Below are 10269 nucleotides of genomic sequence, written 5' to 3'. Positions count from 1 at the left end.
GACCCCCAGGCCCCCGTTTCAGACCACAGACTTACAACCCTGAGAGGGATTGACGCATAGTGCTCGACGTCAACTTCTTCGATGAGCTCCGGATCGGTCTGGCCACCGCTGACGACATCCGTCAGTGGAGCCACGGCGAGGTCAAGAAGCCCGAGACCATCAACTACCGCACCCTCAAGCCCGAAAAGGACGGCCTCTTCTGCGAGAAGATCTTCGGCCCCACCCGGGACTGGGAGTGCTACTGCGGCAAGTACAAGCGTGTCCGCTTCAAGGGCATCATCTGTGAGCGCTGCGGCGTCGAGGTGACCCGCGCCAAGGTGCGCCGTGAGCGGATGGGCCACATCGAGCTGGCCGCCCCCGTCACGCACATCTGGTACTTCAAGGGTGTCCCGTCGCGCCTCGGCTACCTTCTGGACCTGGCGCCCAAGGACCTCGAGAAGGTCATCTACTTCGCGGCGTACATGATCACGTACGTCGACGAGGAGCGCCGTACCCGCGACCTGCCCTCCCTGGAGGCGCACGTCTCGGTCGAGCGCCAGCAGATCGAGAACCGCCGGGACGCCGACCTGGAGGCCCGCGCCAAGAAGCTCGAGACCGACCTGGCCGAGCTCGAGGCCGAGGGCGCCAAGGCCGACGTGCGCCGCAAGGTGCGCGAGGGTGCCGAGCGCGAGATGAAGCAGCTGCGCGACCGTGCGCAGCGCGAGATCGACCGCCTGGACGAGGTGTGGACCCGGTTCAAGAACCTCAAGGTCCAGGATCTCGAGGGTGACGAGCTGCTCTACCGCGAGCTGCGTGACCGCTTCGGCACGTACTTCGACGGCTCGATGGGTGCCGCGGCGCTGCAGAAGCGCCTGGAGTCCTTCGACCTCGAGGAGGAGGCCGAGAAGCTCCGCGAGATCATCCGCACCGGCAAGGGCCAGAAGAAGACCCGTGCGCTCAAGCGCCTGAAGGTCGTCTCCGCGTTCCTGCAGACCAGCAACAGCCCCAAGGGCATGGTGCTCGACTGCGTGCCGGTCATCCCGCCGGACCTGCGTCCGATGGTGCAGCTGGACGGTGGCCGCTTCGCGACCTCCGACCTGAACGACCTGTACCGCCGTGTCATCAACCGCAACAACCGCCTGAAGCGGCTTCTCGACCTCGGCGCGCCCGAGATCATCGTGAACAACGAGAAGCGCATGCTCCAGGAGGCCGTGGACGCGCTGTTCGACAACGGCCGTCGTGGCCGGCCGGTCACCGGTCCGGGCAACCGTCCGCTGAAGTCGCTGTCCGACATGCTCAAGGGCAAGCAGGGCCGCTTCCGTCAGAACCTGCTCGGCAAGCGAGTCGACTACTCGGCGCGTTCCGTCATCGTCGTCGGCCCGCAGCTGAAGCTGCACCAGTGCGGTCTGCCCAAGGCCATGGCGCTGGAGCTCTTCAAGCCGTTCGTGATGAAGCGCCTGGTCGACCTGAACCATGCGCAGAACATCAAGAGCGCCAAGCGCATGGTGGAGCGCGGCCGCACGGTCGTGTACGACGTCCTCGAAGAGGTCATCGCCGAGCACCCGGTTCTGCTGAACCGTGCTCCCACCCTGCACCGCCTCGGCATCCAGGCCTTCGAGCCGCAGCTGGTCGAGGGCAAGGCCATCCAGATCCACCCGCTCGTCTGCACCGCGTTCAACGCGGACTTCGACGGTGACCAGATGGCCGTGCACCTGCCGCTGTCCGCGGAGGCGCAGGCCGAGGCCCGCATCCTGATGCTGTCCTCGAACAACATCCTCAAGCCCGCCGACGGCCGTCCGGTGACGATGCCGACCCAGGACATGGTCCTCGGTCTGTTCTTCCTCACCACCGACGGCGAGATGCGGGACGTGAAGGGCGAGGACCGCTCCTTCTCCTCCGTGGCCGAGGCGATCATGGCCTTCGACGCCGGCGAGCTCTCGCTCCAGTCGAAGATCGACATCCGCTTCCCGGTCGGCACCATCCCGCCGCGCGGCTGGACCCCGCCGGCGCAGGAGGAGGGCGAGCCGGAGTGGCAGCAGGGTGACTCGTTCCGTCTGCGGACGACCCTGGGCCGCGCGCTCTTCAACGAGCTGCTGCCCGAGGACTACCCGTTCGTCGACTACGAGGTCGGCAAGAAGCAGCTCTCCGAGATCGTCAACGACCTCGCCGAGCGCTACCCGAAGGTCATCGTGGCGGCGACGCTCGACAACCTGAAGGCGTCCGGCTTCTACTGGGCGACCCGTTCCGGTGTCACCGTGGCCATCTCCGACGTCGTCGTTCCCGAGGCGAAGAAGGAGATCGTCAAGGGCTACGAGGCGCAGGACGAGAAGGTCCAGAAGCAGTACGAGCGCGGTCTGATCACCAAGGACGAGCGCACGCAGGAGCTCATCGCGATCTGGACCAAGGCGACCAACGAGGTCGCCGAGGCGATGAACGACAACTTCCCGAAGACCAACCCGATCTTCATGATGGTGAACTCGGGTGCACGAGGCAACATGATGCAGATGCGTCAGATCGCCGGTATGCGTGGTCTGGTGTCGAACGCGAAGAACGAGACGATTCCGCGTCCGATCAAGGCGTCGTTCCGTGAGGGCCTGTCCGTGCTGGAGTACTTCATCTCCACGCACGGTGCCCGTAAGGGTCTGGCGGACACCGCCCTGCGTACCGCCGACTCGGGTTACCTCACCCGTCGTCTGGTGGACGTCTCGCAGGACGTCATCATCCGCGAGGAGGACTGCGGCACCGAGCGCGGTCTGAAGCTGCGGATCGCCAACCGCGGCGCCGACGGTGTGCTGCGCAAGGCGGACGACGTCGAGACCAGCGTCTACGCCCGCATGCTCGCCGAGGACGTCGTCATCGACGGCAAGGTGATCGCGCCGGCCAACGTGGACCTGGGCGACGTGCTCATCGACCAGCTGGTGCACCACGGTGTCGAGGAGGTCAAGACCCGTTCGATCCTGACCTGCGAGTCCCAGGTCGGCACCTGCGCGATGTGCTACGGCCGTTCACTGGCCACCGGCAAGCTGGTCGACATCGGTGAGGCGGTCGGCATCATCGCCGCCCAGTCCATCGGTGAGCCCGGCACCCAGCTGACGATGCGTACCTTCCACACCGGTGGTGTGGCCGGTGACGACATCACCCAGGGTCTGCCGCGTGTCGTCGAGCTCTTCGAGGCCCGTACCCCGAAGGGTGTCGCCCCGATCTCCGAGGCCACCGGCCGCGTGCGGATCGAGGAGACCGAGAAGACCAAGAAGATCGTCGTCACCCCGGACGACGGCAGCGACGAGACGGCGTACCCGATCTCGAAGCGCGCCCGTCTCCTGGTCAGCGAGGGCGAGCACGTCGAGGTGGGCCAGAAGCTCACCGTGGGTGCCACCAACCCGCACGACGTGCTGCGCATCCTGGGTCAGCGTGCCGTCCAGGTCCACCTGGTCGGCGAGGTCCAGAAGGTCTACAACTCGCAGGGTGTGTCGATCCACGACAAGCACATCGAGATCATCATCCGGCAGATGCTCCGCCGTGTGACGATCATCGAGTCCGGCGACGCCGAGCTGCTGCCCGGCGAGCTGGTCGAGCGCTCGAAGTTCGAGCAGGAGAACCGTCGTGTGGTCCAGGAGGGCGGTCACCCGGCCTCCGGTCGTCCGCAGCTCATGGGTATCACCAAGGCCTCGCTGGCCACGGAGTCCTGGCTGTCGGCGGCGTCCTTCCAGGAGACGACGCGAGTCCTCACGGACGCGGCGATCAACGCCAAGTCCGACTCGCTGATCGGCCTCAAGGAGAACGTCATCATCGGTAAGCTCATCCCGGCCGGTACGGGTCTGTCCCGCTACCGCAACATCCGGGTCGAGCCGACCGAGGAGGCCAAGGCCGCGATGTACTCGGCCGTCGGCTACGACGACATCGACTACTCGCCGTTCGGCACCGGCTCCGGCCAGGCCGTTCCGCTGGAGGACTACGACTACGGTCCGTACAACCAGTAAGCGAGCGATCGTGTGAAGGGCGGTCACCCCTCGGGGTGGCCGCCCTTCGGCGTGTCCGGGGCGGTCCGGGGGCCGGCTCGGGGGTCGCTCGGGGATTCGTCAGGGTCCGACCCCGATGCCCGAGGCGCCGGTTCGGCGCATGATGGAGGGACTCCGACCGTTACGGGGGAGGTGCTCCATGACTCAGCCGTCGTGGCCGCCGTGGCAGCCCTATCAGGGGCCCGGGCCGCAGCCGTGGCAGAAGGGCGCCGGCGGTGCGCCGCAGCCCTGGGCCCAGGCCGCCGCCCCCGCGATGCTCGCCTCGCACGCCGACCGTGAGCGCGCCGTGGACGTGCTCAGGGCCGGGTTCGGGGAGGGGCGCCTGGAGAAGCCCGAGTTCGACCAGCGGGTCGCGCGGGCCTACGCGGCCCGTACGGTGGGGGAACTGGCCCTGCTGGTGGCCGACCTGCCCCAGGGCCCCCTGCCGCTGCCTGCGCCCGTCACGCCGGTGCCGCGGACCTTCCTGCCGTACGACCGGCCGCGGACCAACGGCAAGGCGGTCGGGTCGGCGGTGTGCGGGGTGCTCTGCCTGATGAGTTTCGGCCTGGCCGGCATACCGGCCGTCGTGCTGGGGCACTCGGCCCGCGCCGAGATACGGCGCACGGGGGAGAGCGGTGACGGGCTCGCGCTGACGGGGCTCGTCCTCGGCTGGCTGTCGAACGTGGCGTGGGCCGCGCTGCTGACGCTGATGATCGTGGCCGCGGCCGTGTCCGCGTGACGGTGGGCGGGCGTGCGGTGAGAGGGCTGTGACGTGGCCGGATCGACCGGACGAAGATCGTCTGCGCCGTGTGGTCTTGACATCGGCCGTATGGCGATGCGGGCGAGACCCATTTGTTTTGACCGCAGCGAATGCGATAGGTACGCTCAGACCTTGTGCCTGGGGTGTGCCCTGGCTCCTGTGCGTGCCTTCAGACCGTGCAGCGAGCTGTGAGCGGCCACCGTGATCTGTGCTCTTTTCGCCTCGCGGCGGGAGTCCGCCGGATTCGACACACCCGACCGCGTGGGTCGGTGACGTTCCAGGTTAGCTTCACCATTCGGCACACAGAAACCGGAGAAGTAGTGCCTACGATCCAGCAGCTGGTCCGCAAGGGCCGGCAGGACAAGGTCGAGAAGAACAAGACGCCCGCACTCGAGGGTTCCCCTCAGCGTCGTGGCGTCTGCACGCGTGTGTTCACGACCACCCCGAAGAAGCCGAACTCGGCCCTGCGTAAGGTCGCGCGTGTGCGTCTGACCAGCGGGATCGAGGTCACCGCTTACATTCCGGGTGAGGGACACAACCTGCAGGAGCACTCCATCGTGCTCGTGCGCGGCGGCCGTGTGAAGGACCTGCCGGGTGTTCGCTACAAGATCATCCGTGGCTCCCTCGACACCCAGGGTGTCAAGAACCGCAAGCAGGCCCGCAGCCGCTACGGCGCCAAGAAGGAGAAGTAAGAATGCCTCGTAAGGGCCCCGCCCCGAAGCGCCCGGTCATCATCGACCCGGTCTACGGCTCTCCTCTGGTGACCTCCCTGATCAACAAGGTGCTGCTGAACGGCAAGCGCTCCACCGCCGAGCGCATCGTCTACGGCGCCATGGAGGGTCTGCGTGAGAAGACGGGCAACGACCCGATCATCACGCTGAAGCGCGCTCTTGAGAACATCAAGCCGACCCTCGAGGTCAAGTCCCGCCGTGTCGGTGGTGCGACGTACCAGGTTCCGATCGAGGTCAAGCCCGGTCGTGCCAACACGCTGGCGCTGCGCTGGCTGGTCGGTTACTCCCGCGCCCGTCGCGAGAAGACCATGACCGAGCGTCTGCTCAACGAGCTCCTCGACGCCTCCAACGGCCTGGGTGCCGCTGTGAAGAAGCGCGAGGACACGCACAAGATGGCCGAGTCCAACAAGGCCTTCGCGCACTACCGCTGGTAGTCGCTCCCACATCGAGACCGAGAGAAGACTGAAGCCTTATGGCTACCACTTCACTTGACCTGGCCAGGGTCCGAAACATCGGGATCATGGCCCACATCGACGCGGGCAAGACGACCACCACCGAGCGGATTCTGTTCTACACCGGTGTGTCCTACAAGATCGGTGAGGTCCACGACGGCGCTGCCACCATGGACTGGATGGAGCAGGAGCAGGAGCGTGGCATCACGATCACGTCTGCTGCCACCACCTGTCACTGGCCGCTCGAAGACAACGACTACACCATCAACATCATCGACACCCCCGGGCACGTCGACTTCACCGTCGAGGTGGAGCGTTCCCTGCGTGTGCTCGATGGTGCCGTGACGGTGTTCGACGGTGTCGCCGGTGTCGAGCCGCAGTCCGAGACGGTGTGGCGTCAGGCCGACCGTTACGGCGTCCCGCGTATCTGCTTCGTCAACAAGCTGGACCGTACCGGCGCCGAGTTCCACCGCTGCGTGGACATGATCTCGGACCGCCTGGGCGCCCAGCCGCTCGTCATGCAGCTCCCGATCGGCGCCGAGGCCGACTTCAAGGGCGTCGTGGACCTGGTCCGCATGAAGGCGCTCGTGTGGTCCGCCGAGGCCGCCAAGGGCGAGATGTACGACGTCGTCGACATCCCGGCCACGCACACCGAGGCCGCCGAGGAGTGGCGCGGCAAGCTGGTCGAGGCCGTCGCGGAGAACGACGAAGAGATCATGGAGCTGTACCTGGAGGGCCAGGAGCCCACCGAGGAGCAGCTGTACGCCGCGATCCGTCGCATCACCATCGCGTCCGGCAAGTCCAGCGACACCACGGTCACCCCGGTGTTCTGTGGCACCGCGTTCAAGAACAAGGGCGTCCAGCCCCTGCTCGACGCGGTCGTGCGCTACCTGCCGACCCCGCTCGACGTCGAGGCCATCGAGGGCCACGACGTGAAGGACCCCGAGCTGGTCGTCAAGCGCAAGCCGTCCGACGACGAGCCGCTGTCCGCGCTGGCGTTCAAGATCATGAGCGACCCGCACCTCGGCAAGCTCACCTTCGTCCGGGTCTACTCGGGCCGCCTGGAGTCCGGCACCGCCGTGCTGAACTCCGTCAAGGGCAAGAAGGAGCGCATCGGCAAGATCTACCGCATGCACGCGAACAAGCGTGAGGAGATCGAGTCGGTGGGCGCCGGCGACATCGTCGCCGTCATGGGCCTGAAGCAGACCACCACCGGTGAGACGCTGTCCGACGACAAGCAGCCGGTGATCCTGGAGTCCATGGACTTCCCGGCGCCGGTCATCCAGGTCGCGATCGAGCCCAAGTCCAAGGGCGACCAGGAGAAGCTGGGTGTCGCCATCCAGCGTCTCGCGGAGGAGGACCCCTCCTTCCAGGTTCACTCGGACGAGGAGACCGGTCAGACCATCATCGGCGGTATGGGCGAGCTGCACCTCGAGGTGCTGGTCGACCGTATGCGCCGTGAGTTCAAGGTCGAGGCCAACGTCGGCAAGCCGCAGGTCGCCTACCGCGAGACGATCCGCAAGGCCGTCGAGCGCGTCGACTACACGCACAAGAAGCAGACTGGTGGTACCGGCCAGTTCGCCAAGGTGCAGATCGCGATCGAGCCGATCGAGGGCGGCGACGCCTCGTACGAGTTCGTGAACAAGGTCACCGGTGGCCGTATCCCGAAGGAGTACATCCCTTCGGTGGACGCCGGTGCGCAGGAGGCCATGCAGTTCGGCATCCTCGCGGGCTACGAGATGACCGGCGTGCGCGTCACGCTGATCGACGGTGGCTACCACGAGGTCGACTCCTCCGAGCTCGCGTTCAAGATCGCCGGCTCGCAGGCCTTCAAGGAGGCCGCGCGCAAGGCCAGCCCCGTGCTGCTCGAGCCGATGATGGCCGTCGAGGTCACCACGCCCGAGGACTACATGGGCGAGGTCATCGGTGACATCAACTCCCGCCGTGGCCAGATCCAGGCCATGGAGGAGCGGGCGGGTGCTCGCGTCGTGAAGGGCCTCGTGCCCCTCTCGGAGATGTTCGGTTACGTCGGCGACCTGCGCAGCAAGACGTCCGGCCGGGCCAGCTACTCCATGCAGTTCGACTCCTACGCCGAGGTTCCGCGGAACGTCGCCGAGGAGATCATCGCGAAGGCCAAGGGCGAGTAACGCACCGCGTTCACACGCTTTAGGCTTGACTCCGGAGCCTCAGGGGGCATTCCACCGCAACAGCGGGCGGAATGCCCCGGGGCCCGGGCTTTCCAGCAAAGATCACCTGGCGCCGATGAAGCAAGGCGTTCAGAACCACTCCACAGGAGGACCCCGTGGCGAAGGCGAAGTTCGAGCGGACTAAGCCCCACGTCAACATCGGCACCATCGGTCACATCGACCACGGTAAGACGACCCTCACGGCCGCCATTACCAAGGTGCTGCACGACGCGTACCCGGACCTGAACGAGGCCTCGGCCTTCGACCAGATCGACAAGGCTCCCGAGGAGCGCCAGCGCGGTATCACCATCTCCATCGCGCACGTCGAGTACCAGACCGAGACGCGTCACTACGCCCACGTCGACTGCCCCGGTCACGCGGACTACATCAAGAACATGATCACGGGTGCGGCGCAGATGGACGGCGCCATCCTCGTGGTCGCCGCCACCGACGGCCCGATGCCGCAGACCAAGGAGCACGTGCTCCTGGCCCGCCAGGTCGGCGTTCCGTACATCGTCGTCGCCCTGAACAAGGCCGACATGGTGGACGACGAGGAGATCCTGGAGCTCGTCGAGCTCGAGGTGCGTGAGCTCCTCTCCGAGTACGAGTTCCCGGGCGACGACGTTCCCGTCGTCAAGGTCTCGGCGCTCAAGGCTCTCGAGGGCGACAAGGAGTGGGGCCAGTCGGTCCTGGACCTGATGGCCGCCGTCGACGAGGCGATCCCGCAGCCCGAGCGTGACGTCGACAAGCCGTTCCTGATGCCGATCGAGGACGTCTTCACCATCACCGGTCGCGGTACGGTCGTCACCGGCCGTATCGAGCGTGGTGTCCTCAAGGTCAACGAGACCGTCGACATCATCGGCATCAAGACGGAGAAGACCACCACCACGGTCACCGGCATCGAGATGTTCCGCAAGCTGCTCGACGAGGGCCAGGCCGGTGAGAACGTCGGTCTGCTGCTCCGCGGCATCAAGCGCGAGGACGTCGAGCGCGGCCAGGTCATCATCAAGCCCGGTTCGGTCACCCCGCACACCGAGTTCGAGGCCCAGGCCTACATCCTGTCCAAGGACGAGGGTGGCCGCCACACGCCGTTCTTCAACAACTACCGTCCGCAGTTCTACTTCCGTACGACGGACGTGACCGGCGTCGTGACCCTCCCCGAGGGCACCGAGATGGTCATGCCGGGTGACAACACCGAGATGAAGGTGGAGCTCATCCAGCCCGTCGCCATGGAAGAGGGCCTGAAGTTCGCCATCCGTGAGGGTGGCCGGACGGTCGGCGCCGGCCAGGTCACCAAGATCAACAAGTAATCTTGTCGGTCTGACCTGGTGGCTCCAGCGCGAGCACCTGAAGGGGCCCGCACGACTTCGGTCGTGCGGGCCCTTTCGCATGCCCGCGGGCAGCTCGGGACGGGGGTCCGTCAGGGGGTGCGGCGCAGTCCGTCGACGAGGACGGCGGCGAGCCGGCGGGCGTCGTAGCCGGGGTCGTTCTCCGCGCCGATGCACAGGTTGCCGACGCCGCGCAGCAGGGTGAGCGCCGTGATGTCGTCGCGGATCTCGCCGGCGGCGACCGCCGCGGACAGCAGGTCGGCGCAGACGGGCACCAGACGGTCCAGGAAGTAGTCGTGCAGGGCGGCGAAGCCGGACTGGTCGGAGCGCAGCACGGCGGCGAGGCCGTGCTTGGTCACCAGGAAGTCCACGAAGAGGTCGATCCAGCGGCGCAGGGCCGCGTGCGGGGTCGGGGCCTCGGCGAGCAGCGAGGGACCCGCCTCGGCGCAGGCGTCCACCTGGTGCCGGTAGACGGCGATGATCAGGTCCGCGCGGGTCGGGAAGTGCCGGTAGAGGGTGCCCGTACCGACGCCGGCCCGGGCGGCGATGTCACGCACCGGGGCGTCCACGCCCGAGGTGACGAAGACCGCGGCGGCCGCGTCGAGCAGCGTCTCCTTGTTGCGCCGGGCGTCCTTCCGCCGGGACGGGGCCGCGCTCGTGCCGCGCCGGTCGCTCTCGCTCACCGCGTCGCTCCTCGCTCTCTCACCGGGTCCCCGCATGGTCTCACGCAGGCGGAACGGGCACCGTCGTACGCCTGCCCTTGCAGAAACGGAACAACGTTCCGTATCGTGGGAGGCGTACCGGAACCTTGTTCCGCTTCCAGTGTAGGAGGCTT

At 66.9% G+C, this 10269-nt stretch carries 7 protein-coding genes; 6 read left to right on the top strand and 1 reads right to left on the bottom strand.

Annotated features, from left to right (window positions below; genetic code table 11):
* Nucleotides 1-59 precede the first annotated feature (59 nt).
* The 6 genes from ACFV46_RS03425 to tuf all read left to right on the top strand — a co-directional run bounded on the left by ACFV46_RS03425 (nucleotide 60) and on the right by tuf (nucleotide 9416).
* Complete coding sequence (locus ACFV46_RS03425) at nucleotides 60-3959, top strand: DNA-directed RNA polymerase subunit beta' (protein WP_361925637.1); 3900 nt, start codon at nucleotides 60-62, stop codon at nucleotides 3957-3959.
* Between the two features lie 178 nt (nucleotides 3960-4137).
* Nucleotides 4138-4716, top strand: coding sequence for a DUF1707 and DUF4190 domain-containing protein (locus tag ACFV46_RS03420; protein ID WP_385496860.1), 579 nt, complete (start codon nucleotides 4138-4140; stop codon nucleotides 4714-4716).
* A gap of 341 nt (nucleotides 4717-5057) precedes the next feature.
* On the top strand, nucleotides 5058-5429 hold the full coding sequence (gene rpsL / locus ACFV46_RS03415; protein ID WP_003948652.1) for a 30S ribosomal protein S12: 372 nt from the start codon (nucleotides 5058-5060) through the stop codon (nucleotides 5427-5429).
* Nucleotides 5430-5431: 2 nt separating this feature from the next.
* Complete coding sequence (gene rpsG, locus ACFV46_RS03410; protein ID WP_003992340.1) at nucleotides 5432-5902, top strand: 30S ribosomal protein S7; 471 nt, start codon at nucleotides 5432-5434, stop codon at nucleotides 5900-5902.
* Nucleotides 5903-5940: 38 nt separating this feature from the next.
* Complete coding sequence (gene fusA / locus ACFV46_RS03405) at nucleotides 5941-8067, top strand: elongation factor G (protein ID WP_062664051.1); 2127 nt, start codon at nucleotides 5941-5943, stop codon at nucleotides 8065-8067.
* A gap of 155 nt (nucleotides 8068-8222) precedes the next feature.
* On the top strand, nucleotides 8223-9416 hold the full coding sequence (tuf, locus tag ACFV46_RS03400) for an elongation factor Tu (protein WP_030860906.1): 1194 nt from the start codon (nucleotides 8223-8225) through the stop codon (nucleotides 9414-9416).
* Nucleotides 9417-9526: 110 nt separating this feature from the next.
* Here tuf and ACFV46_RS03395 read toward each other — a convergent pair whose 3' ends face one another.
* Nucleotides 9527-10117 (bottom strand): TetR/AcrR family transcriptional regulator, encoded by a 591-nt coding sequence (locus tag ACFV46_RS03395; RefSeq protein ID WP_385496859.1) that lies wholly within the window; start codon nucleotides 10115-10117, stop codon nucleotides 9527-9529.
* Nucleotides 10118-10269: the final 152 nt, after the last annotated feature.

It is taken from the genome of Streptomyces sp. NPDC059852, assembly GCF_042731455.1.
In the GTDB taxonomy this organism is placed as follows: Bacteria; Actinomycetota; Actinomycetes; order Streptomycetales; family Streptomycetaceae; genus Streptomyces.
The sequence above is the reverse complement of the archived record's forward strand: the minus strand, read 5'-3'. Positions and strand labels throughout refer to the sequence as shown.

Excerpts from the sequence above, each read along its gene's own strand:
- rpsG (WP_003992340.1), top strand. The coding sequence starts at position 5,432 with ATGCCTCGTAAGGGCCCCGCCCCGAAGCGCCCGGTCATCATCGACCCG.
- fusA (WP_062664051.1), top strand. The coding sequence starts at position 5,941 with ATGGCTACCACTTCACTTGACCTGGCCAGGGTCCGAAACATCGGGATC.
- ACFV46_RS03420 (WP_385496860.1), top strand. The coding sequence starts at position 4,138 with ATGACTCAGCCGTCGTGGCCGCCGTGGCAGCCCTATCAGGGGCCCGGG.